Here is a 24,616-nt window from a genome sequence, read left to right on the forward strand (position 1 = left end):
AACTATATGATATTAAATTTGTCTTTTACTAATTGTTCTGTTGCCAAATAAAATAACTCGGTAAGTTGCTGCTCCTTAGCCCCTGATTTACTTTCTCCTTTTTGTCCATTCAACCGGTTGGTGTAAAGGTTATAATTAGCATCGATTGTCAATAATTTCTTCTGCGTAATTCCTTTTACAAGGTCAAATACTTTGTCCTTATCTTTACGTAAATGGAAAGGGGTAAAAGCTCTTTGCTGTCTGGCCATTTCGCCTAACCATGCAAGATATTCAGTTTGGAAATTTTCCAACGTACGGATAAAATCTCCATCAAAAAATGTTTTATCCAATTCGCGGTCTTTTGTCCATGGTTGATTGAGATATTGAGATTCTTCATTCTCAGTAAAAAATTTTGAGAATAGAAGAAATTGGGTCATCGCTTTTCGCAATTTACTTTTACTTATTTTCCCCAGATTATCAAAAATAATTTCTTTTGTATCGGAGTCCAATCCGTATTCTTTATGCACTGCTTTTTCCGGCTTATTAGTGCTTGCAAAATCTATAATAGCCAGGGCAGAAATCAATTCAATTAAATGTGCATTGTTTTTCTGATTGGTTCCTCCTTCACAATTATCATAAGTAGTGCGGGTGTCATCCGCAATATAATAGAGATTGTCTATTGCATTGTTCTTACTAATATTCCGGTTATAATACGCTAAGGCAGATTTTGCTTTCGAAACAAATGTGGCAGAATCTATCTGACTGTCGTCTTCCTGTTTTACCTGAAAATAAGGTAACACGGTAACAGCTCCGATATGCGCAGGGTTAACCAATCCTTTATTTGCCACTTCCTCGCTGGTGCGTAAGGTTTTTAGCAAAAGAGGAAAACCACTTGCCCCTGTCCCTCCGAAAATAGAACTGATAATAAATATTTTATCCTGATCGGTGAATTCATTGGCAAAATTCTGAAATTCATAAGAATCGTCGAACTGGTTTAAAACAACACTTCCCACATTCGGATTCCCTTTGAAACCAACCGTCATATCCGATGCCAGATTCTTTTGCGAGAACAACATATTAACCAATGCCTGATTCTCGCGGCTCATCCCGCTTACATTCATGTATTCGTCAAACAATACATCCTGCGTATTACTTAATGGCAAACGAAAGTTAGCCATAGTCTGTTGAATACAGGTTTTGAAAAAGCGATTGGATCTTTTTGTATCAAAATTCAGTTTGCTTCGAATCTCACCGTATTTTTTCATTAATTCTACTGTGCGTTCCAAATCACCTGAAGCGGCATCCGGATCTATAATGATCGGGACAATTGTATCTGCTTTACATTCTACTCCTGAGGCAAGCAACATGGTTAGCGCCCTTAATACTCTGGCTCCTGTACCTCCAATACCAAAAACATATATTTTACTCATATTTATATCAATTTAAATTATTCAATCAAAATGGTGTTCTGCGACAATTTTTGCTTTTCCATTTAATCATCATCGACCATACAAATGAAACGACAAAAGTCCAGAAAGCATTAATAAATGAAAAACCGACAAATTCAGTTGAGTAGGGCATTACTTTGTTTTGCTGTTCGTACAAGTACGACAATTCGTTGTAACTAATACCGTAAGCAATACCAAAATTAGTTGCACATAAAATTAGAACCAGTATTAACCAGTACCACCCCTTATTAAATTTGACTGAGTCAACAACATAATAATAGATAGTCAAAATTCCAATAGGAATTAGCACCATACAAAGACCAATGGTTATATACAAATTTTGGTTGTACATGTCATCTGAAAAACCAGGAAAATAATCTATTAATTCATACCAGTTTGCAAAAAAATCATTCATATCCAATTATTTTATATGTTATTTTTTTATCTTTATTTCAAATTCAAAAAAGTTCACGTCCGAAGGATAAATCACCTGATAGGCTTCAGAAATACCTTCAATCAGATATTTAATTCCGAAGGTTTTATCCAGATTCTTACGGATATATCTGTCATCCATTGTAGTGGTCTGTTCTATCCATTGGGGCATTTGTTTTTTCAGCGCTACTTTTACATCCGAAATGGCTGTACCCGTTGCTTCCAATACGATAATGTGCGTGGGATTCGCACTACTGATTTTCAACCAATCGCTTGCACTCACCTTGTTTTTATCAACCGGTTTGATTTCTTTGACGATAAAATTATTATCACTGAGCGTATAGTTTTTCGGAGTTAGCAGATAATCTTCTTCAGCGGCAACATTTTTAAAATCGATAGCAACAGCAAACGCAAATTTATTTCCTGCGTTTTCGTCCCTGTTTCGGCTTCTTACATCGACATCTTCGATACCATGTACATATTCTTTTGTACTGAGTGCTCTTGTAGCTTTAAATCTTCCGGCATTGTCAGTTGACATCAGTACGGAATAATACAAATCATCCGTTGCACCGGTAGAAATGACGTATTTATTATCAAATCCTTCGATTTTATCTTTCTCCAACTGTATTTTTTGATTAAAATCGAGCATAATGTCGTTGTTGCCAATTACGCAAATGTAATAAGGTCTTAGCTCTCCGCTTAACTGAGTTTTCTGATTATCTTTATCATAGTAGGTCCCCGTAAATTTCGATTTCATTTTAACTATTGTTGTAGCTAATTTTAATGAGTCAACTCTCCAGCGGGTAAGAAACGCATCTTCTGTCAGGCTTTTTTCGTCCGAAAGTAAACCTTCGGCATCTTTTCCTTTAATAGAGTAGATACAATCGGAGAAAAGAATGGAAATAGTTTGTTTATCCGTTTTTTCAAGTATCATTTTGAATACATTGTTCAGATTACTCGAAGTCCGGTTTTCCCCTTCCACCTTCCAGTGGGTGTTAATATTTTGAGCAAAAGTTGCCAAGTCAGTCTTTGTATCTGTTCCTCTGATTTGGCTATTGATAAAATAGACCTTTATACTTCCTCCTTCTCCATAATAGTGTTTGAGTAATACCATCAAATCACGGATAGCCCCTTTAAACTCGGTATTTCCGCAAACATATCCATCCATACTGCCGGAGTTTTCGATATAGATATTGATGTTATGAGCTTTTGTTACTCTTGGAGTAATTGCTAATGTGTCAACTCGAGTGCCATCACATTCATTTGATGGTTTTGACCTGTCCCGATGTCCGCAGGCAGTAAAAAGGAATATTGCAGCCAAGCTGAGTATTAAAAGTGGTTTCTGCATATAAGTCTATTTTTATTGTATTATCTTAACTTTTTCTTTCCCTACTTTTCGTATCCAATGGTTCGCATTTCAAACCATTATATTGTTTCATTTTACTAAGGTCATCCCCCGCTGGCACGAGCCTATCAACCCGTGCCATTAGAAGAATTTCTTTTCTCACCCCTTATCATCTTCACCTCCAAATTATACGGTTCGTCTCCGGGTAGAGTGATGGTGAGTGTTTGGGTTAAATTGCACTGAATCTTGTCCCGTCTTTACTTTAGCTAATCCGAATTTGACTTCAGACAGATATAATATGTCCCCTTGCGGCTCGGCGGGAGTCGATGGATGCTTTTGCTTGCTCGTGAGTGTTTTATTGTGAATAGTTTTCCGGCGAAATACTGCCACTCACATAAGTGGTACACTGAAAACGATGCGCACTGTGGGCGCTGTGGGTGGAATGTTTCGTAAACAAACCGTTTCTTTCGGGCTGTGCTTGTGTAAGCCCTGCGGTAATGATAAAATTCATATGGATATTATTTAGATATTGTACGATAGAATTTCACTCTATAAGTCTGCAATCAAAAAATACTCCTCGGTGTAGGTCAACAGCTATAATTTTCTGCTGACAAATTTAAGTTATATTGTCTAATTTTGCAATACTTGTTCTGTATTTTGTTCAAATATCTCAAAAAAAACATCTTTTTAAGTTGAAATTATTACAAATAGATAGTTTTAACTGCCTGATATGTTCTAATTTAGGGAATATGAAATATTTTTCTAAACAAAGAATATTTAACACAGACTATTTCTGTCATACTCCGCCGCTTTCGGGCTGAAAATAAACCCATTATATACCGTAAAATCGTATGGATTATGTAAAAAATGCCTTTACTAAAGGGTTTGAGGGGGTGAAAAAGGATTTGAGGAACTGCGAAGTCTCCAGTCCTCAAAAAATGGTATCGCCACCGATATACCGACGCGTGGGTTGCGTTCGGATTTGGCGGATAAATTATTCCCACACGAATTCAACATTTTATATCGTTTTAATTTGAAAAAGCATTACTTTTGTGTCCGAAAAAAACAGAACTAAATGAGAATCATAAATCTATCGGAGAATAACTCCGTATTGAAACATTACATTAAAGAAATTCGGTCGGTAAAAATTCAGAAAGACTCCATGCGTTTCCGTCGCAATATGGAGCGCATTGGCGAGATAATGGCCTACGAGATGAGTAAAACCATGCGCTACAAACCTGAGGACGTGAAAACTCCGCTTGGCGTGGCTCATACCGAGGTGATTGACGAAAAACTGGTGATTTCTACCATCCTGCGTGCCGGCTTACCGTTTCATCAGGGCTTTCTGAGCTATTTTGATGCCGCTGAAAACGCTTTTGTTTCGGCTTACCGCAAGTATAAAGACGCGTTGAAGTTCGACATTTTTATCGAATACATAGCTTCGCCCAACCTGGATGGAAAAACGCTGATTATTACCGATCCTATGTTGGCTACAGGTGGTTCTATGGAGTTGGCTTATGGTGCATTGCTTACCAAAGGCAAACCGGCGCATATTCATATTGCCACGGTTATTGCAAGTCAGCAAGCTATCGATTATGTTGCGTCTCATTTCCCCGAAGCTAAGACTACCATTTGGGCAGCTGCCATCGATCCTGAACTCAACGAGCATTCGTATATCATCCCGGGTATCGGCGATGCCGGCGATTTGGCTTTTGGCGAGAAATTGTAAAACCCCTAACCTCTGAAGGGGAACAAAAAACCTTCATTCGGAATTGAATGAAGGTTTTTTAGTAATATGCAAAAGCAATTTCTTGTTCCCCTTTAGGCTTCGGCGTGAGCTCAGCCGAACGGGGCTAGGGGTCATCCCTTATTTCTTATAATACTTCATTGCTTCAGGCAAATATGCTTTTAGCTGTGCAATCCGGTTTTCGTCCGATGGGTGCGTACTCATAAACTCTATGGGTTTGTTCCCCGCTTTATCAGCCATTCTGCCCCAGAAGTTTATTGCTTCGTTAGGGTCATATCCCGCCATGGCCAGAAATATCAAACCTAATTTATCCGCTTCGTACTCGTGTTTACGTGAGTATGGCAACATAACACCATATTGAGAACCGATACCGTAAATGGTGCCAATCGTTGAGCGGGTTATATCCGACTTTTTCGACGTAAGCAGATCAGTCAATGAAGCTCCGTATTGTACCAACATTTGTTGACTCATACGCTCGTTGCTGTGTTTCGCTATTGCGTGTGCAATTTCGTGACCCAACACCACAGCCAATCCTACTTCGTTTTTAGTAACAGGAAGTATACCTTCGAATACCACTACTTTTCCACCCGGCATACAAAATGCATTCATAGTGGTGTCTTTTACCAGATTAAATTCCCAGGCATAAGTCGCTGCATCGGCCGCCATACCATTGGCCTTTAGATATTCTTCTACTACTTTCGAAATTTTACCTCCGACTTTTTTTACCAGAGCGGTGTTTACTTTGTCTTTAGAAGCCGGAACCGAATCGATAAACTGTTTGTAACTCTGGAAACTGGATGCCAAAACTTCAGAATCGTTTACCAGCAACAGCTGTTTACGTCCGGTAAGCAGTACTGTAGAACAAGATGTTACAATAACTGCAAATAAAAGGAAAAAGATTGTTTTTCTCATAATTATATCTTTTTATAGATGAAGTATTTATTTCTCGGTTTAAAAAAAGTTATCTTTGCAAAGATAATTATTCATCCTGATTTATAAAATTATTACTAAAATATGACCTCAAAATATAACCCGTTCCAGTATTGGGAATCCTTAATTATAATTGCCGGCATTTTGTATTTATCGTTTGCTCCTCCTTCAACATTTACCGGGGTACCTTCGTTCACTTACGAAGACAAACTTGTGCATCTTCTCCTTTATTCAGGACTGACTTTTATTCTGATTTTTGATTTTCATAAGCGAAATAAACATATAAATATTAAGTCATTGTCCTTTCTGTTTACTTGTATCATTACTCCTATTTTGTTGGGTGGATTGGTAGAAATTCTTCAACCGATTTATTTTGCACCCCGCACAGCCGAATGGATTGACTGGTTTAGTGACATTGCCGGAACATTGCTGGGGCTGTTAAGCGCACGAGTATTGAAAAAATATAAAATCTGGTTTTAAGCTCACTAATGGTTGACGAAACGCTGAAATACAAAATCGGTATCACCCTGATAAAAGGCATTGGTAACAACCTGGCCAAAAACCTCATTGCGTATGTTGGCAGTGCGGAGGGAGTTTTCAGCGAGAAAAAACAGCATCTGGCCAAAATTCCCGGAATAGGCGAAACGCTCTCTTCAGAAATTGTATCGCAAAACGTTTTAGCTCGTGCCGAACAGGAAATTGAATTTATAGAGAAAAACAAAATTCAGCCTTTTTATTTTACTGATCGCGATTATCCTTTCCGACTAAAAGAATGCGCCGATTCGCCCATCATGATTTACACCAAAGGCAATTGTGATTTGAATGCAGGCAAATTTGTTGGCATAGTTGGCACCCGCAACGCCACCGAAACCGGGAAAGAAAACTGCAAACAATTAATAGCCGACCTGGCCGCAGCACAACCCAATACAATTATTGTAAGCGGACTGGCTTACGGCGTGGATATTTGTGCACACAAAGCAGCACTCGATTATAATTTACCAACCATCGGTGTGGTGGGTCACGGATTGGACAGAATCTATCCTGCGGCTCATCGACCTACGGCAGTAAAAATGCTGCAAGACGGTGCCTTACTCACAGAATATCTGAGCCAGACAAATCCTGATCGGCAAAATTTTGTACAACGAAACCGAATCATTGCCGGACTTTGCGACGCCACGGTGGTAATTGAATCGGCGATTAAAGGTGGCGCACTCATTACTGCCGAAGCGGCTAATGATTATAACCGCGACGTGTTTACTTTCCCCGGAAGAGTGACGGACGAATGGTCGGCCGGATGCAATGCTTTGATTAAAAATAATAAAGCTTCGCTCATCGAATCGGCCGACGATTTATTACGTTTTATGAATTGGGAAAAACAAAATGTGTCTGCGAGTTCTTCTATCCAAACTGCTTTGTTTTTGGAACTTTCGGACGAAGAACAAACAGTGGTAAGCGTATTACGACAACATACCGACGGCCTGCAACTCAACGAGCTTTCTATTTTGCTGGAAAAACCTGTCAGCCGGATTTCGTCCATGTTACTCGAAATGGAGTTCAAAGGAGTGGTGAAATGTTTGCCGGGGAACTTGTATAAGATTATAAAATAGTTGATTGGTTAATTGGTTAATTCGTTTACAGGTTGATTGGTTTCGACTGACAATCAAAATAATATAAAAACAAACCAATTAACTACTTTACCAATCAACTAATTAACCAATAAACCAAATGTATAGCAAAGAAGAATTAAAACAACTGAAAAAAGAATTTTGGGAAGGATTTGGGACGTATTGCAGCCACATTCCGGCATTGAAGCGACGCAAAAGCAAATTCATGCTTTATAATACCAAGATGAAAGGCGTAGAAATGAAGTTCGACGCTACGCGCGAAGGCGCTTTCGTAATACTGGAAATAAACCTCCACAACCCCAAAGACAGACTAGAGAAATACGAACAGTTTGAACAATACAAAACCATTATGGAAAAGCAGTTTCCCGATGGCTTAATTTGGGATTTTGCTTACGTTCGCGAAGCCGGAAATGAAGTATGCAGAATTTACACCACGAAAACCGGAATAGACATTCACCGCCGCATCCAATGGATGGAATTTTACGAGTTTATGGCTACTGAAATGCTCAAACTGGAAAAAGCCTTTAAAACTGTAAAAGAGGCGATTGAGTAAAAAATAATTCTGCTTTTCTTCAATTTTACACATCAAGAGAAGTAAACCTCATTTTTATATCTTTCTATAGATTTTTTTGCATTTCTGTATCAACTTATTAAATTGCGTTCACACCCAAAATCATTCGAATATTTATGTTGATAAAATAACAATTTTTTTGTAGCTTTGCATCCCATAAATAAACGAAAAAAGGAATATGGAGAAAAAGCGAATTAAAAGAGCCTTAGTGTCTGTTTATCACAAAGATAATTTGGACGTAATCATAAAAAAACTACATGCCGAAGGTGTTGAATTTGTTTCAACAGGCGGTACCCAATCATTTATCGAATCACTCGATATTCCATGTAGTGCTGTTGAGGACCTCACGGGCTATCCTTCGATTTTGGGCGGAAGAGTAAAAACATTACATCCAAAAGTTTTCGGCGGCATTCTGAACCGTCGTGATAACGAACTCGACAAAGCGCAAATCGCCGAATATGAAATTCCTGAAATTGACTTAGTAATTGTAGATTTATATCCTTTCGAAGCTACTGTAGCTGCAGGAGCCGACGAACCAACCACCATAGAAAAAATTGATATCGGTGGTATTTCATTGATTCGTGCCGCAGCCAAAAACTACAACGATGTGGTTATCGTAGCTTCGCAAGAACAATATGAGCCTTTGTTCGATCTTATTTCGTCCAACGGTGCAGAAACCACACTTGAAGAACGTCGCTGGTTTGCCAAAGAAGCTTTCGGAGTTTCTTCGCACTACGATTCGGCTATTTTCAACTATTTTGATGGACAAGACAAAAGCGGTTTCCGCATGAGCGAAAACAATGCTAAAATACTTCGCTACGGCGAGAATCCTCATCAGGGCGGTATTTTCTTTGGCAAGTTCGAAGATATGTTCGAACAACTTCAGGGAAGAGAAATTTCCTACAACAACCTGCTCGACATTGATGCTGCTGTAAATTTAATCAACGATTTCGACGATATTACTTTTGCCATTCTTAAACATAACAATGCTTGCGGTATTGCTTCGCGTCCGGTTTTGGTTGATGCATGGAATGCAGCTTTGGCCGGCGATCCTGTTTCGGCTTTTGGTGGTGTACTGATTACCAACGCCATTATCGATAAAACTACAGCAGAGGAGATGAACAAAATCTTCTTCGAAGTAGTTATTGCACCAGACTACGACCTGGAAGCTATTGAAATTTTAAGCCAAAAAAAGAACAGAATCATTTTGATTATAAAAGAGGCTAAAATAAAAAGTAAACAATTCCGTTCGTTGCTTAACGGCGTGCTGTTGCAAGACAAAGATACACACATAGAAACTCCCGAAGACCTGAAAGTAGTAACTACGAAAGCTCCTACTGCCGGGGAAATTGAGGATTTGCTTTTTGCCAATAAAATTGTAAAACACACCAAATCAAATGCTATCGTATTTGCCAAAAACAAACAAATGTTTGCCAGCGGTGTGGGTCAGACATCACGCGTTGATGCGCTGAAACAAGCTGTAGATAAAGCTGCGGCTTTCGATTTTGATTTAAAAGGAGCGGTTATGGCTTCGGATGCATTCTTCCCATTCCCCGACTGTGTGGAACTGGCAGCAGAAGCAGGCATTACTGCCGTTATCCAGCCCGGTGGCTCTATTAACGACAAGCTCTCGATAGCCAAGTGCGACGAAACAGGATTGGCTATGGTAACAACCGGATTCCGCCACTTTAAACATTAATTCTCGCGTAGGGACAAGACATACCTGACCTTTACGGCTATAAACAACAAAATTAAAAAACCTGAAATAAATTAAGAAAATGGGACTATTTTCATTTACACAAGAAATAGCTATTGACTTAGGTACCGCCAATACGATTATCATCCACAATGACAAAATTGTAGTTGATGAACCATCGGTAGTAGCTTTGGACAAACGCACTGACAAACTGATTGCGATTGGAGAGAAAGCTCGTCAGATGCAAGGAAAAGAAAATGAAGGAATTCGTACCGTTCGCCCTTTGCGCGATGGTGTAATTGCTGACTTCTACGCTGCCGAATTAATGATTCGCGGTATGATAAAAATGATTCCAACCAAAAATCACCTCTTCTCTCCTACCCTGAAAATGGTGGTTTGTATTCCTTCAGGTAGTACCGAAGTAGAAATTCGTGCGGTACGTGACTCGAGTGAACATGCAGGCGGACGCGAAGTGTACATGATTTACGAACCTATGGCTGCGGCTATCGGTATTGGGATTGATGTGGAAGCTCCCAACGGTTGTATGATTGTTGATATAGGTGGTGGTACTACCGAAATTGCGGTTATCTCCTTGGGCGGTATTGTTTCTAACAAATCGATCCGCATCGCCGGTGATGATCTCACACTCGACATTGTTGAATACATGGGACGTATGCACAATATCAAAGTGGGCGAACGCACTGCTGAACTAATCAAAATAAACGTGGGTGCAGCTCTTACCGATCTGGAAGATGCCCCTGAAGATTATATCGTTCACGGACCAAACCGTATGACGGCTCTGCCAATGCAGGTTCCGGTTTCGTACCAGGAAATTGCTCATTGTCTTGAAAAATCCATTTCAAAAATAGAAGCGGCTATCCTAAGTGCATTGGAACAAACTCCTCCTGAATTATATGCAGATATTGTTCAAAAAGGAATTTACCTTGCCGGAGGTGGTGCATTGCTGCGCGGATTAGACAAACGTTTGACCGATAAGCTGAATATCCAGTTCCATATTGCTGACGATCCATTGCGCGCAGTAGCTCGCGGAACAGGTATCGCGTTGAAAAACGTAGATAAATTCTCGTTCCTGATTCGATAAAACTATCCTGAATTTTCGGTAACCGCTAGATAAGTCTTGCGTTTACCGAAAATTTTTGCTCTATTATACATCATTTTCTCCGTGCAGTTTCGCCCATCATGAAGAATCTTATCAATTTTTTGATTCAATATAGCGTTGTGTTTTTATTTCTATTCTTAGAAGTAATTTCCTTCACATTGGTTGTGAAAAATCAGGATTATCAAAAAAGCGTGTTTCTTTCATCGAGCAACTCGGTAGTTTCGGGCATGTACGAATGGAGTAACTCCGTTGTAGAATTCTTTAAACTCCGTGCTGCCAACGATAACCTTTCCGAAGAAAACACCGCGTTGAAAAACCAGATTATCAACCTGGAAAATAAACTGTCAACACAGAAAAAAGAAACACCGGACTCCGTACATTTTCGCATTCCACCCGAAATGGAATATCAGTTTATTGCCGCCAAAGTAATAAACTGCTCTACCAACAAACTACTTAATTACATTACGCTAAACAAAGGTGCCGTTGATGGAATTAAACCAGATATGGGCGTTATCAGCGACGAAGGTGTAGTGGGAATCATAAAAACAGTTTCCAATCGTTTTTCGGTAGTCATTCCTATTCTGAATAATAAACTGGAAATAAGCTGCAAATTTAAACGCAACAATTATAGCGGGCCGCTTAAATGGTCGGGCGAAGATTATCGTTTTGCCAATTTGAATGACATTGCACGCCACGTGGAGCTGGCGCTCGGGGACACACTTGTTACCAGTGGTTTTACAAACAATTTTCCGGTTGGAGTTCCCGTTGGATATATAGAGGACTTTAAAATAAAGGAAAGTGATGCCTATTACAGAATAAAAGTTAAGCTGGCTGTGAACTTCCGAACGCTATCGCATGTAAAGGTCATCAATTACCTGAATTATAAAGAGCAAACTGATTTGGAAAAGAAAGCAGAAGAATAATAATTAAATTTACAATCTTGAGATAAACGATTTGAGATTGAGAAAATCGTACTTAATTAAATTGTAAATCGGTAAGTAAATATATGCCTATAGTACTTCAAAACATAATCAGATTCATACTTTTGGTGCTTCTTCAAGTGCTGGTACTGAATAATATTCAGTTCCTGGGGTACATCAATCCGTATTTATACATCCTCATTATACTGGCCTTTCCGGTTCAAATGCCTCGTTGGCTTACGCTCATACTGGCGTTTGGTTTAGGCTTAATTATCGATGCATTTGCCAACACCATGGGGATGCATGCTTTTGCCACTGTTCTGGTAGCTTTCCTCCGAAATGGAATTATAAAATTATTTACTTCCATCGAAGAAGGAAATAATCCGACACCTTCTTTCTATAGCTTTGGTGTGAGCGCTTACGTAAAATATGTGGTGTTATTGGTTTTAATACATCACGCCACCTTACTTATGCTCGAAGCTTTCTCTTTCGTAAATTTCGGAATCACTCTTACCAAAATTATACTAAGTACTGCTGTTACCGTATTAATGATTCTGGGGATTCAATCGCTTAGCAAAAAGTAAAGTATGATAAACGACACACTCCAAAATCGAAGGTATGTGATTGGCGGAATCATGACAGCAGTCGTCATTTTATATATTTTGCGTTTGTTTAGCATCCAGATTATTGAAACAAAATATAAGAATGGTGCGGAAAGTAATGCTTTCCTGAGAAAAACGCAATTCCCATCCAGAGGGCTCATATACGACAGAAATCACAAACTGTTGGTGTACAACAAGCCTGCTTACGATATTACCCTCATTGTTCGTGAAATTCATGATTTAGATACTTTGGCTTTCTGTAAAGCTCTCAAAATCGACAAACAATTTTTCATCAACCGCATTGCTGAAATTAAAGATTACAGAAAAAATCCTAGTTATTCGTCGTACACTCCACAGCTTTTTATGACACAGCTCGGCATTGAGGATATTGCTACTATTCAGCAATCGATGTACAAATACCCCGGATTTTACATACAAAACCGTACCCTGCGTGAATATGCCTACCCAAACGCGGCTCATGTGTTGGGTAGTATCGGAGAGGTTTCGCAAAAAAGAATTGAAAATGACGACTACTACAAAACCGGCGATTATGCAGGCAGAGACGGCATAGAATATACTTATGAGGAACAATTGCGAGGCGAAAAAGGAGTGGAAATTTTGCTGCGCGATGCTAAAGGCAGAATCAAGGGAAAATATGAAAATGGAAAAGAAGATGTGTCTCCTAAAGCCGGTGAAAACCTGACTCTTACTTTAGATTTCCAACTGCAAATACTCGCCGAAAAACTTTTACAGGGGAAAATCGGAAGTGTGGTAGCCATCGAACCGGAGACCGGCGAAATTTTAGCAATGGCTTCCAACCCAACCTTTAATCCAGGCATTCTGGTAGGACGTCAGCGTTCAAAAAATTACAACTCGCTACTCAAAGACCCAACCAAACCATTGATGAACCGGGCAACACAAGGTCAGTATTCTCCCGGGTCAGCATTTAAAACCCTCCAGGCACTGGTTTGCCAGCAAATGGGTGGAATTACGGAACATACATTGTTCAGTTGTAACGGTCCGGAATCATCTCCTGTAAAGTGTACGCACCACCACGGTTCTCCGGTAAGCCTGCTGAGTGCTGTTGAGCAAAGTTGTAACCCTTATTTCTGGAATGCATTCAGGGCAACGATTGAAAAGAACGGATATGGACCAAAAAATATCAATTTCAGAACCACTTATGATGAATGGGTTGATCGGGTAAAAAGTTTTGGGCTAGGAGAAAAATTCAAAGATGGTGATCTTTATGAACAGTCTCGCGGATACATCCCTACGCAAAAATTCTACAACAAGGTTTATCGTTCGGAAAAAGGATGGCGTGCCATTACTATCCGTTCCAACTCGATAGGGCAAGGTGAAATTATGGCTACTCCGCTTCAAATGGCTAACCTGATGTGTGCTATAGCCAACGAGGGACATTATATCACACCACACCTGAACAAGTGTGACTCGATGCTGAAAAAAATTCATCAGTGCAAGGTGGATAAGAAATACTTTCCGGTTGTATTTGAAGGAATGTGGCGTGTATTTGAGTATGGTACAGCCAGAAGTTCAAAAATTCCGGGAATAGACATGTGTGGAAAAACGGGAACTGTGCAGAACAGCCATGGTAAAGACCACGCATTCTTTGTGGGTTTTGCCCCAAGAGTGCATCCTAAAATTGCTATAGCAGTAATTGTAGAAAATGCCGGATTCGGAAACACGTTTGCCGCACCTATTTTTAGTTTACTGGCCGAGCAATACCTCAAAGGTAAAATTACTCGTACCGAATTAGAAGAAAAAACGACTAATACAGTGACCAACTCGTATGTACAAGAACGTTAGTATAAAATATGCACTGGATTGGACAACAGTATTTTATTACGTTGTTTTGATCGTTATGGGATGGATCAGCATTTATGGCGCCAGCTATAACTTTGATCAGGCTAGTGTTTTTGACTTCAGTCAACGCGCTGGCATGCAGATTATATGGATTTTGACCGGTTTTGCCATTGGTGGTGCGTTGCTGCTGATTGACTCCAGAATGTACAACTTTTTTGCCTATTTTATTTATGGATTCGCTATATTTCTGTTGATTGTAACCATCTTTGCCCCCCGGTCTATTGCCCCTGATATTAAAGGGTCGCATTCGTGGTTAGTGTTTGGACCTATCCGTTTTCAACCAGCCGAATTAGCGAAGGTAGCTACAGCGCTGGCTCTTTCCAAATTCATGAGTTCATACAACTATAAACTCAAAAACTGGAAGGATTTAATTCCGCTGGGATTTATCATTTTTGTACCTGCTATACTCATTATTCTTCAAAATGAGACAGGTACTGCGTTGGTATTTGTTGCGTTTCTTTTGATGTTGTACCGTGAAGGAATGAATGGTATTGTTCTACTGCTCGGTTCTTTTGCCATATTGCTTTTTGTAGTTATCATTAAACTGAGTGTAATCCCGATACAAACCGACAGAGGTACTTTAGGTATGGTATTGGGTATGGGCATAATCATGCTGGTGCAGATAGGATATGCCATCTTCTTCGGTAAAAACAGGAAAGAAGCTTTTATAGTACTTTTGGGCACACTCTCGATAGGATTGATTTCGTACGTATTAAATATCTGGTTCTTTATCAACTACAATTATGTGGCTATTTTTACTGTAGTGGCATCCTGTATTTACTGGTTGATTGTTGAACTTTTCTACCGATACAAAAGATATTGGTTCTTGGTGTTATTTTCCATAGGGTCCGTTTTGTTTTGCTTCTCTGCCGATTATTTATTCGAAAAGGTACTGGAACCACATCAACAGATACGTATCAAAGAATTGCTAAAGATGGAGAGCAATCTTGCCGGATCGGGTTATAACGTGAACCAATCGAAGATTGCCATTGGCTCAGGAGGATTATGGGGAAAAGGTTTTCTGAATGGTACGCAAACCAAGCTCAAATATGTACCGGAACAAGACACCGACTTTATTTTCTGCACGGTGGGCGAAGAACATGGCTTTTGGGGTTCTACTTTGGTGCTGTTTATTTACTGGATGCTTTTAATGCGCCTTTTACGCATTGCTGAGCGACAACGAGACCAGTTCAGCCGGATTTACGGATATTGTGTAGCCAGTATTTTCTTCTTTCACCTCACTATAAATATAGGGATGGTACTTGGGATAATGCCTGTTATTGGCATTCCTTTGCCGTTTTTCAGCTATGGAGGTTCATCGCTGTGGGGTTTTACTGTTTTGTTGTTTATACTGCTTAGATTGGACGCTGCTAGGCTAGAAAGCATGAGGTAAACACGTCCTAAGCAGTTGAGCAGTTACAATAAAAATTTAAATGTTTGTTTTGAGCCGAAACCGGAACAGATTCAACATTTAAATATACTTTACAACCATATAAACCGCCACGCCTAATAGAAAAACAGCATAAACTTTTTTGAAAGTAGTTGATGGCAGTTTAATTGCCAGCTTAGTTCCAAAGAATACTCCGAAAACAATTCCTAAGGCCATTAATCCGGCATAGATCCAGTTCAGATAACCACCCTGAGCATACACAATCACACTGGGCAATCCGACAGGAAGTTGCAGTGCGGCAAGAGAAGTTGCTGATGCTGCCTTGGCATCGTATCGAAAGAATTTAATGAGTACCGGAACTATTACCAACCCTCCACCTTTGCCAAACAGACCGGCAATGATTCCGGCAAAAATACCTACAACTATATAAATCCAAAATGAACGCTGAATTTTTTCCCCGCTAATAGGATTTTCAATGTTGGAGTTGTTTTTCCTCCTGAACAATGCTGGGATATTAAGATAACCCACCGCCACATAAAGCAAAAAAGCTGCATAAAGTTTTGATAAAACCTTTACATCAACCGAAATGGCCAATTCAGCACCGAAAAAAGATCCTGCCAGTAATCCAATAGAAATCCAAAGAGATTCTTTAATATTTATATAACCTGCTTTATAATATGATATTACACCCAACACACCTACAGGCAGTAGCATTGCGGCAAGCGAAGTGGCATTGGCATTAAGCATATCCATTCCGAAAAAAGCTATCAACGAAGGAACCATAATAATTCCACCTCCAATGCCAAATAATCCGGACATTACTCCGGCAACTATACCGACTATTAATATTCCTATTTCCATAACTTTATATCATTTAGTTTTTTGCCTCGCAAAATTACTTCAATTAGTTCAATGCAAAAATTATCTTCGTATTAATCTTAAAAAGAAAAAGCGTCATGCATTTAGGGGCACGACGCTTTCAAAATTATAACCTAATCATTGGGATTAATTCTGTTGTACTATATCGAGTGTATCCGAAGCAATCATAAATTCCTCGTCAGTTGGAATAACGCATATATTCACAGCTGATTCTGGTGTGCTCAAAAGTATTTCTTTACCTTTTGAAACTTTGTTCAGGTCGAAATCAACCTTTACGCCAAGATAAGCCAATTGCTTACAAACGTATTCACGAGTTTCTGTCTGGTTCTCTCCTACTCCACCTGTAAATACAATTGCATCCACGCCATTGAGCACTCCAATATAACCCGAAATATATTTCATTACTTTATATTCGTACATGTCCCAGGCAAGACGAGCGCGTTCATTTCCTTCGCCCTTAGCTTTATCCACATCGCGCATATCCGAAGAAACACCCGAAACTCCTAAAACTCCACTATGCTTATTAAATAGAGTAGAAACCGAAGCCGAACCAATCATTTCTTTTTCCATCAGGAAAGTAACTACCCCCAGATCCACATCGCCGGATCGGGTTCCCATCATCAACCCTTCAATTGGGGTGAAACCCATAGAAGTGTCTACCGATTTGCCATTTTTAATCGCACATATAGACGCTCCGTTGCCCAAATGAGCAACTATAATGCGTGAATTGTTATAGTCTAGTCCAAGAAAATCTGCGGCACGACGCGAAACATATCGGTGACTTGTTCCATGGAAACCGTATCGACGAATGCCGTATTTTGTGTACAATGAATGAGGAATACCATACATGTATGCGTAGTTTGGCATTGTTTGGTGAAATGCTGTATCGAATACCGCTACCTGCGGAACTGTAGGCAAAAGCTCTGTAATTGCATTTATACCGGCTAAATTTGGTGGATTATGTAGTGGAGCTATTTCAATACACTCGGTAATCTTCTGAATAACTTCTTCAGTAATCAAAACACTTGAATTAAATTTCTCTCCCCCATGAACTACGCGATGACCTACAGCATTAATTTCCTCTAAGGATTCAATACATCCATGTTTTTGACTGGTCAAAACTCCCAGAATATATTCTATTCCAATTCGGTGTTCCAGTATTTCTCCTTTAAGCAGAACTTTCTGACCATCCCGACGAACATGCTTCAAAAACGAGCCTTTCATACCAATTTTCTCTACAGCGCCAGAACTTAGCTCCTCTTTATTTATCATGTCGAGCAGCTTGTATTTAATGGATGAACTTCCGCAGTTCAAAACAAGTATTTTCATGGATTTTGATTCTTGAATTAGATTTTTAATTGATTGACAAGTAAATAGGTTTACATTTACAAATATAGAATTTTTTTCTGAATATTATTTACTCTTTATCCAAAATGTACTCCAATTTATGATAATAAAAAAATACCTGAAACTTAATAGTCTCAGGTATTTTTCAAATATCGTGTATACAAATCAATTACGATTCTTCAGTATCTCAATTGTGTCCGATGCAATCATAAATTCTTCATCAGTCGGAATCACCGCTACATATACTTGTGAGTCTTCGGTACTTAGTTTTACAGCAATACCCTGTGAAGCGGCATTCAGGTCGCAATCAATTTTTACACCCATAAATCCAAGCCCTTCGCAAATGTATTTACGAGTAAAAACATGATTTTCGCCAATACCGCCTGTAAATACAATAGCATCTACACCACCCATTGCTGCAGCAAAAGCACCGATATATTTTCGGAGCCGGTAGACGTACATGTGACGAGCTAAACGCGCCCGATCATTTCCTTCCTTGACCGCTTTTTCAATATCGCGCATATCTGATGAAACACCCGACACTCCAAGCATTCCACTGTGCTTATTGAATAATGTGGAAACTGCTGATGCTCCAATCATTTCTTTTTCCATCAAAAAAGTAACCACACCTAAATCCACATCGCCCGAACGTGTTCCCATCATCGGGCCTTCAATCGGGGTGAATCCCATGGAAGTGTCAACCGATTTTCCATTTTCGATGGCTGTAACCGACACACCATTACCAATGTGGGCTGTTATTATTCTAGAATTATGATAATCCAATCCTAAGAATTCTGCAGCACGCTTCGATACATAACGATGGCTCGTTCCGTGAAATCCATAGCGCCGAATGCCGTATTTAGAATAAAGAGTATATGGAATGCCGTACATGTAAGCATAATCGGGCATAGTTTGATGGAAAGCCGTATCAAACACCCCGACCTGAGGCATGGTTGGTAAAAGTTCCGAGATAGCACGGATACCCGCCAGATTCGGTGGGTTGTGCAATGGAGCAATGTCAATACACTCAACAAGTTTCTGAATTACTTCATCGGTTATCAACACGCTGGTATTAAATTTCTCAGCTCCGTGAACCACCCGATGACCAACTCCTCCAATTTCTTCCAACGATTTAATACATCCGTGTTTTTCGCTGGTAAGTATTCCTAAAATATATTCAATTCCTATTTGATGTTCAAGAATTTCGCCCTTCAACATCACCTTAACACCATCTGCACGGGTATGTTTCAAAAAAGAACCTTTCATCCCGATTTTTTCAACCGCTCCTGAGCCAAGCTCTAAATTACTCTCCATGTCGAGCAATTTATATTTTATTGATGAGCTACCACAATTTAAAACTAATACCTTCATCGCTTTCTTTCTTTTACCTATTTTACTATATTCCCAGCTTCGTCGTAAGTATAAAAACCCTTACCACGGCTTACTCCAAAATGTTTGGCTCTGAACAAACGCAACAAAATTGGTGATGGTTTGTATTTAACGCTTCCATATTCATCCCAAAGGTTTTCCAACAGTTTAACAATCTTTTCAATGCCCATTTGGTCTGCCGTACGAAATACTCCCTGACGGTGTCCAAAACCTACCGTAAGTACCAAATCTATATCTTCTACACTCGAAATTCCTTCCATCAAAATTCCACAAGCTTCATTAAGCTGAATAAGGAACAAGCGGATACTTATCAACCCGGCAGACTCCATAACCGGAACATACTGATGATTGATTAGTTTGGCAAACTGACAAACTTTATCGAATGTTTCATCCGAAGTATTCAGCCCCGGAACAATCTCGATAATTTGCGATCCTGGTATATTTGACAAGAAATGAAGACCAATACAACGCTCGGTATGTTCAAGCTCGGCAGCTAAATCGGTTACAATTACAGTAGAAACATTAGAAGCAATGATAGCATTCGGAGAGAGAACTCTTTCCAACTGCAAAAATACTTCCTTGCGCTGGTTGATACGACGTTCGCCGGTTTGATCATCGTAACGAATGGCTTCAATTACAAAATCACAACCGCTAAAATCTTCATAATTGGTGGTACCTGAAATCCGGGCAAGAATTGCCTTCTTCTCATTTACGGTAAGACCCCAGCTTTCTATTTTCTTGTCTAATTTATCTTCAATACGAACATAGGCATTACCGATTCGTTCTTCTGAAGGTTCCAGAAACACCACTTCCATACCGTTGAGAGCGGCTGTAGTAGCTATTACGCTCCCTTCCTTACCGCAGCCTACCACACCTATGCGCGAGAAAAGTGTACGGTTGCGTTTACGCTTGCTTAGTCCATAACGTTCAATTGCTTCAATAATTTCTTCTGCCATATTATTCTCTTTAATGCATAATTAACAATATATGATGTGTAATTCTTTATTCAAAATATGTCATCCAATTATGTATTTTGAATTGTGAATTAGTTCTTCATTGCCTGATTAGCCGTAATCGTAATCATCCTCACAATATCATCAACAGAACAACCACGGGACAAATCGTTGATAGGTGCAGCCATGCCTTGCAAAATAGGACCTACAGCCTGCGCTCCCGAGAAACGCTCTACTAACTTATAAGCTATGTTACCCGCTTGTAGATCCGGGAAAACCAACACATTGGCATGTCCGGCAATCTGACTTCCGGGAGCTTTGCTCTGTCCAACCGAAGGAACGAGTGCTGCATCGGCCTGTAATTCACCATCTATCATCAACTCAGGCGCCATTTCTTTGGCAAGTCGGGTTGCTTCAACAACTTTATCAACCAGTTCATGTTTTGCGCTTCCTTTTGATGAGAAACTTAACATAGCTACACGTGGTTCGTATCCACAAATTACACGCGCAGTTTCAGCTGTACAAACCGCAATCTGAGCCAGTTCAGGCGCTGTAGGATTTGGATTCACAGCACAATCGGCAAAAACCAGTAATCCGTTTTCACCATACTGAGGTGTTGGCGTAAACATCAACAGCGCTCCTGAAACTACATTGATTCCGGGTAATGTCTTTACGATTTGAAAAGCAGGACGCAGCACATTGCCCGTTGTATTTTGAGCTCCGGCCAACTCTCCATCAGCGTCGCCGTTCTTAATCATTAGACAGCCCAAATATAATGGATTTTTTGCAAGTTTGGTTGCTTCTTCTATAGTCATGCCTTTGCTTTTACGAAGTTCAAAAAGCAAATTGCTATAATCACCCATTTTAACATCTGTTTCAGGATCAACAATCGTGGCTTCAGCAATGTGAGTCAGGTTATTTTCCGCAGCTAATTTCTTAATCTCATTTTCGTTTCCGATCAAAATAAGCTTGGCAGCTTTTTCTTTCAGGATAATATCCGCAGCCTTCAATGTGCGAATTTCAGTGCCTTCGGGCAATACAATACGTTGTAAGTTTGCCTTGGCACGAGCCATAATGTTTTCTAATAAATCCATTTTGTAGAGAAATAATGTTCTGGTAATCGGCGGGAGGAATTTTTCTTCGAGCTGAAAAACGATACAAAGATACAGCAATATTCTAAAATTGCAATGTAGAGATGGCAGTTTTGTGTAAATATTTGAGAGTATGCCAAATTATCTAATAAAAACCACCTTAAACCGGGGCAAAAAATCGTCGTTTTATTGTGAAAAACATGGTCAATTATTAATTTTCAACTTTATATTTCTGAAATGATTTTATGCAGAAAGATTAGAAACTAAAACTCATATTTTAGTAATAGTCTCATATCGGTTTTCCTATTGCCCGAAATGGTTTCATTGCCACTACTCAGGGTTTCACGATCATCCGCATAAACCGTTTGTGCTATTTTAAACCACAAAGACAGTTTTTTGTTCATATCGTATTGCAAATTCAGATAATACCGGTTGCCCAAGCCAAAATACATGGGAATGGAAAATGCATACAATACATCATTTTCGTATGAATAAAGCCGGTTTTCATAATTTACAGCATCAAAAAACTGATAACGCAGATTTACTTTTAGCGGGATGTTCTTAAAAGAATAACTTACATCCTGCAAGGCAATAACACCGTAGGTCATGTCCTCTCCCTTGCGCTTTGATAAATTTCCTTCAAGCACGTTTTTAAAACTAAAGTTTCCGTAAGAATAACTTAGCTGATAACGCAAAGAAGTTTTCTGAAGAGGAATCACAACGGGCATAACATTCCCCACATCGGAAAGATTGGTCTGCTTCTCTTCAAACTTAAATCGCCAGTACATAGCAATATCACGTTTCGGGGCAAAATCTGCCTGAACAAGATAATCTTTACCAATGGAAGGTAAATCAATGCCATACTTTGGCCATGGAAAGCTATAACTATCAGCGTATGCTGCAAATTTCCATTTTCTGAAAGGCCTGATTTCGGCTCCCAGATACAATCCGTTTTCATTGTTTATTCTGGATGTTGCTGAAAACGAAGAAGCATAAAACGTATCATATTCGCGCGAATAATAGCGATGCAACATCACCAGGCTGATATAAGAAAGCGGACTGAAAAAACAGCCATTCAGGGTAGCAATAGAACCATTATCGGCGGTAGCAGTTTCGCCAAATAAATTGAGTTTATACAAACGATATCTGTAAAAAATACCGGCAGTAGTTTGTTTTTTCCCACTAAAATAAAAGTAATTATAAACCGATTTATCAGGCATAAGCGCATTATCAAGCTCGGTATGAACGGCTGTTACACCCACCTGCAAATTCATATTGGTATAAGTCACATTACCTCCTGCTATCTGCTGGTTAACAGTATGCATCTTGCCCAATTCTTTCAAAGTACGGTGGTAACCCGTTTTGATAAAACTAGAGAAAGTTCCGTTCACAGTATCACCATCTATCATCTTACTAGAATAAAAAACTGAAATATCAAACTTTCCTAATCGAATAGTGACTCCTCCACCTCTGAAAAAATTACTCTCATCGGTTGAGCTGAATTTCTTCAATCCTGAATTTCGGGGTGTCACATTCAGTACATACGAAGATTTCCCCATCGAAAATTCCGGATGTAGCACAAGACCCTGACCAAAGTTGGCACGGAAATCACCAACCACAACAGTTTTAAATTTTCCGAATCCATTAAGCTGTACATGAAAGGAATAGAAATCATATCCTTTATGTGTCTTTCCCCAGAATTGTTCACCGGCATCCTTCTCTGCCGTCAGGCCAAGTTGCACTCTGTCTTTGTAATGAAATCGGTACCTGAGCGAATTGTATAGTTCATTTCCAATATATTTTTCTGCATTAGTTTCGCTTGCATCCGGATTCTCATCCGGAACAAGTTTATAACCTTCTTTGCTTTCTATTCCACGGTCTAAACGAAAATACAATTCATTTTTCCCGTATTTCCACAAATCGCTCCAGTAAATTTTCTTGTCATTCTGTAAGCCATCGCCCACGCTTACAAAGGGGAGCATACGTCTTATATCAGTCATGTCAAGCCCTTCGACCAATTGTAGTTCAAAAATCGTTTGCATAGAACCCGATTGATAAACATAAGCTAGAATGTTTTCAACCTGATTGTCCGACAAAAATGGAAGTTTTTCCAACTGTTCTCGTGTTGCCTGATTCAGATTAATTGGATTTTGAGCACAAAACATTAAATCTTCGTAAAAACTATCGTAGTCTATATCATCTTCGCTTTCGGCAGTATATTGTTCGAATATGTCTGCAATCAGTTGTTCGGTAGTCGAAATAACATCTTGTGCTCTTACCGGATAAGAACATAACAGAACTAAAACCAAATAAACAAACAAGCGTTTCACAATAAAAAAAGGTTAAGGTGATGACTTATTTTCTGAATCGATATTTTATTGTTGCATTGCTATTTAGACCAAGCAACGGATGCAGCTCGCAGTTCAGATCAATCAAAAAACCTCCTGTTTTAAAACCGCAACCCAGACACGGAGTCAAATAATCCGAACCGTATGCACCCAGTTTAATGTTGGTGAATTGAAGCATTTGATATTCAAACCCGCAGGCAAAACGATAACTACTACTAACTTCCTTATCTATTTGAGTACGCCAAACCATTTCGGGTGAAAAAAAGTATTCTGTCCCTAAACTGAAAATGGACGGAATACGTTTTACAGTAAATTCTGTTTTCACATTGGTTTGAAAAGTATTAAAAGACTGGAAACCCAGATTGAATGTTGGAGACAATTTTATTGACAAACCAATCTGAGGCAGCAAAGTGCCATGATACGAATTAGTGGCTGTGAAAAACGCAGTATAATAATTAAACTGCATGCCCATGCTGAATTTGTCGGAGAAATTTCGCGAGAAACCAATCCCGAGCATCATTTCATGGTAGAGCGAATAGCCAAAGTGAGAAAAAGAAAGTCCCGTATTCAACAACTCGGAAGGTATGCCGAGTTGAATGCTTTTTGTAGATAGTTCGGAAAGAAAATATCGATTTTCAAAACCAATTCCTATTTCAGCATTTTCAATATAGCCCAGTGAAGCCGGATTGTTGAAGGCTGACCAATTTCGAGAATCGGCAACAGAAGTCTGTGCAATGTCTTCGGAAGACGGAATAATGTTGGAAATTTGAGCCTGAAGAAATTGAAACAAGACAATAAATGTAAACACAGAAATTATTTTCTTCATAAGTATTCAAGGGTTTTTATAACTTAATAAAACAGTAAACTCAAGAACATCAATCAAAAAATCGATTAACAAAGCTATAAAAAAGATTTCAATTAAC

At 39.3% G+C, this 24,616-nt stretch carries 21 protein-coding genes; 10 read left to right on the top strand and 11 right to left on the bottom strand.

What is annotated here, in order from left to right; all coding sequences use genetic code 11:
• Nucleotides 1–2: 2 nt before the first annotated feature.
• The 3 genes from PALPR_RS10265 to PALPR_RS10275 are packed head-to-tail and all read right to left on the bottom strand — an operon-like array spanning nucleotide 3 to nucleotide 3,207.
• Nucleotides 3–1,409 (bottom strand): hypothetical protein, encoded by a 1,407-nt coding sequence (locus PALPR_RS10265; RefSeq protein WP_013445553.1) that lies wholly within the window; start codon nucleotides 1,407–1,409, stop codon nucleotides 3–5.
• A 25-nt stretch (nucleotides 1,410–1,434) separates the two neighbouring features.
• Nucleotides 1,435–1,842, bottom strand: a complete 408-nt coding sequence (locus tag PALPR_RS10270) for a hypothetical protein (RefSeq protein ID WP_013445554.1) — start codon at nucleotides 1,840–1,842, stop codon at nucleotides 1,435–1,437.
• An 18-nt stretch (nucleotides 1,843–1,860) separates the two neighbouring features.
• Complete coding sequence (locus PALPR_RS10275; protein WP_013445555.1) at nucleotides 1,861–3,207, bottom strand: hypothetical protein; 1,347 nt, start codon at nucleotides 3,205–3,207, stop codon at nucleotides 1,861–1,863.
• A gap of 1,072 nt (nucleotides 3,208–4,279) precedes the next feature.
• Here PALPR_RS10275 and upp point away from each other — a divergent pair.
• Nucleotides 4,280–4,933 carry a uracil phosphoribosyltransferase gene (gene upp, locus PALPR_RS10280; protein WP_013445557.1) on the top strand — a complete coding sequence of 218 codons (654 nt, stop codon included), beginning with the start codon at nucleotides 4,280–4,282 and terminating at the stop codon, nucleotides 4,931–4,933.
• A gap of 138 nt (nucleotides 4,934–5,071) precedes the next feature.
• On the opposite strand, the gene PALPR_RS10285 is transcribed toward upp, so the two are convergent.
• Nucleotides 5,072–5,863, bottom strand: coding sequence for a M48 family metallopeptidase (locus tag PALPR_RS10285; RefSeq protein WP_013445558.1), 792 nt, complete (start codon nucleotides 5,861–5,863; stop codon nucleotides 5,072–5,074).
• 102 nt (nucleotides 5,864–5,965) lie between these two features.
• Between PALPR_RS10285 and PALPR_RS15435 the strand changes: the two genes are divergently transcribed.
• The 9 genes from PALPR_RS15435 (at nucleotide 5,966) to rodA (ending at nucleotide 15,689) form a co-directional block, all read left to right on the top strand.
• A complete protein-coding gene (locus tag PALPR_RS15435) occupies nucleotides 5,966–6,361 on the top strand; it encodes a VanZ family protein (RefSeq protein ID WP_013445559.1) in 396 nt (131 codons plus the stop codon).
• Between the two features lie 8 nt (nucleotides 6,362–6,369).
• Entirely contained in the window at nucleotides 6,370–7,488 is a 1,119-nt protein-coding gene (gene dprA, locus PALPR_RS10295; protein WP_013445560.1) for a DNA-processing protein DprA, read from the top strand.
• 118 nt (nucleotides 7,489–7,606) lie between these two features.
• Nucleotides 7,607–8,059, top strand: a complete 453-nt coding sequence (locus PALPR_RS10300; RefSeq protein ID WP_013445561.1) for a DUF4268 domain-containing protein — start codon at nucleotides 7,607–7,609, stop codon at nucleotides 8,057–8,059.
• A 196-nt stretch (nucleotides 8,060–8,255) separates the two neighbouring features.
• Complete coding sequence (gene purH / locus PALPR_RS10305; protein WP_013445562.1) at nucleotides 8,256–9,776, top strand: bifunctional phosphoribosylaminoimidazolecarboxamide formyltransferase/IMP cyclohydrolase; 1,521 nt, start codon at nucleotides 8,256–8,258, stop codon at nucleotides 9,774–9,776.
• Between the two features lie 79 nt (nucleotides 9,777–9,855).
• Complete coding sequence (locus PALPR_RS10310) at nucleotides 9,856–10,875, top strand: rod shape-determining protein (protein WP_013445563.1); 1,020 nt, start codon at nucleotides 9,856–9,858, stop codon at nucleotides 10,873–10,875.
• A gap of 98 nt (nucleotides 10,876–10,973) precedes the next feature.
• Nucleotides 10,974–11,816, top strand: a complete 843-nt coding sequence (gene mreC, locus PALPR_RS10315; protein WP_013445564.1) for a rod shape-determining protein MreC — start codon at nucleotides 10,974–10,976, stop codon at nucleotides 11,814–11,816.
• An 83-nt stretch (nucleotides 11,817–11,899) separates the two neighbouring features.
• Nucleotides 11,900–12,397 carry a rod shape-determining protein MreD gene (gene mreD / locus PALPR_RS10320; protein WP_013445565.1) on the top strand — a complete coding sequence of 166 codons (498 nt, stop codon included), beginning with the start codon at nucleotides 11,900–11,902 and terminating at the stop codon, nucleotides 12,395–12,397.
• A gap of 3 nt (nucleotides 12,398–12,400) precedes the next feature.
• Nucleotides 12,401–14,239, top strand: coding sequence for a penicillin-binding transpeptidase domain-containing protein (locus tag PALPR_RS10325; RefSeq protein WP_013445566.1), 1,839 nt, complete (start codon nucleotides 12,401–12,403; stop codon nucleotides 14,237–14,239).
• Nucleotides 14,223–15,689 carry a rod shape-determining protein RodA gene (gene rodA / locus PALPR_RS10330; protein WP_013445567.1) on the top strand — a complete coding sequence of 489 codons (1,467 nt, stop codon included), beginning with the start codon at nucleotides 14,223–14,225 and terminating at the stop codon, nucleotides 15,687–15,689. The genes PALPR_RS10325 and rodA overlap by 17 nt, the downstream gene beginning before the upstream one ends.
• 78 nt (nucleotides 15,690–15,767) lie before the next feature.
• On the opposite strand, the gene PALPR_RS15685 is transcribed toward rodA, so the two are convergent.
• From PALPR_RS15685 to PALPR_RS10365, 7 genes are all read right to left on the bottom strand, one after another.
• A complete protein-coding gene (locus PALPR_RS15685) occupies nucleotides 15,768–16,547 on the bottom strand; it encodes a sulfite exporter TauE/SafE family protein (RefSeq protein ID WP_013445568.1) in 780 nt (259 codons plus the stop codon).
• Between the two features lie 144 nt (nucleotides 16,548–16,691).
• Complete coding sequence (locus PALPR_RS10340; RefSeq protein WP_013445569.1) at nucleotides 16,692–17,894, bottom strand: acetate/propionate family kinase; 1,203 nt, start codon at nucleotides 17,892–17,894, stop codon at nucleotides 16,692–16,694.
• A gap of 183 nt (nucleotides 17,895–18,077) precedes the next feature.
• Nucleotides 18,078–19,283, bottom strand: coding sequence for an acetate/propionate family kinase (locus PALPR_RS10345; RefSeq protein ID WP_013445570.1), 1,206 nt, complete (start codon nucleotides 19,281–19,283; stop codon nucleotides 18,078–18,080).
• Nucleotides 19,284–19,300: 17 nt separating this feature from the next.
• On the bottom strand, nucleotides 19,301–20,257 hold the full coding sequence (locus PALPR_RS10350; RefSeq protein ID WP_013445571.1) for a 3-hydroxyacyl-CoA dehydrogenase family protein: 957 nt from the start codon (nucleotides 20,255–20,257) through the stop codon (nucleotides 19,301–19,303).
• An 89-nt stretch (nucleotides 20,258–20,346) separates the two neighbouring features.
• Nucleotides 20,347–21,348, bottom strand: coding sequence for a phosphate acetyltransferase (gene pta / locus PALPR_RS10355; RefSeq protein WP_013445572.1), 1,002 nt, complete (start codon nucleotides 21,346–21,348; stop codon nucleotides 20,347–20,349).
• A gap of 260 nt (nucleotides 21,349–21,608) precedes the next feature.
• The gene (locus PALPR_RS10360) at nucleotides 21,609–23,675 is read right to left on the bottom strand and encodes a ComEA family DNA-binding protein (protein ID WP_013445573.1); all 2,067 of its coding nucleotides are present in this window, start codon (nucleotides 23,673–23,675) and stop codon (nucleotides 21,609–21,611) included.
• A 25-nt stretch (nucleotides 23,676–23,700) separates the two neighbouring features.
• Complete coding sequence (locus PALPR_RS10365; protein ID WP_013445574.1) at nucleotides 23,701–24,519, bottom strand: hypothetical protein; 819 nt, start codon at nucleotides 24,517–24,519, stop codon at nucleotides 23,701–23,703.
• Between the last annotated feature and the right edge of the window lie 97 nt (nucleotides 24,520–24,616).

Source organism: Paludibacter propionicigenes WB4 (assembly GCF_000183135.1).
Taxonomy (GTDB): Bacteria; Bacteroidota; Bacteroidia; order Bacteroidales; family Paludibacteraceae; genus Paludibacter; species Paludibacter propionicigenes.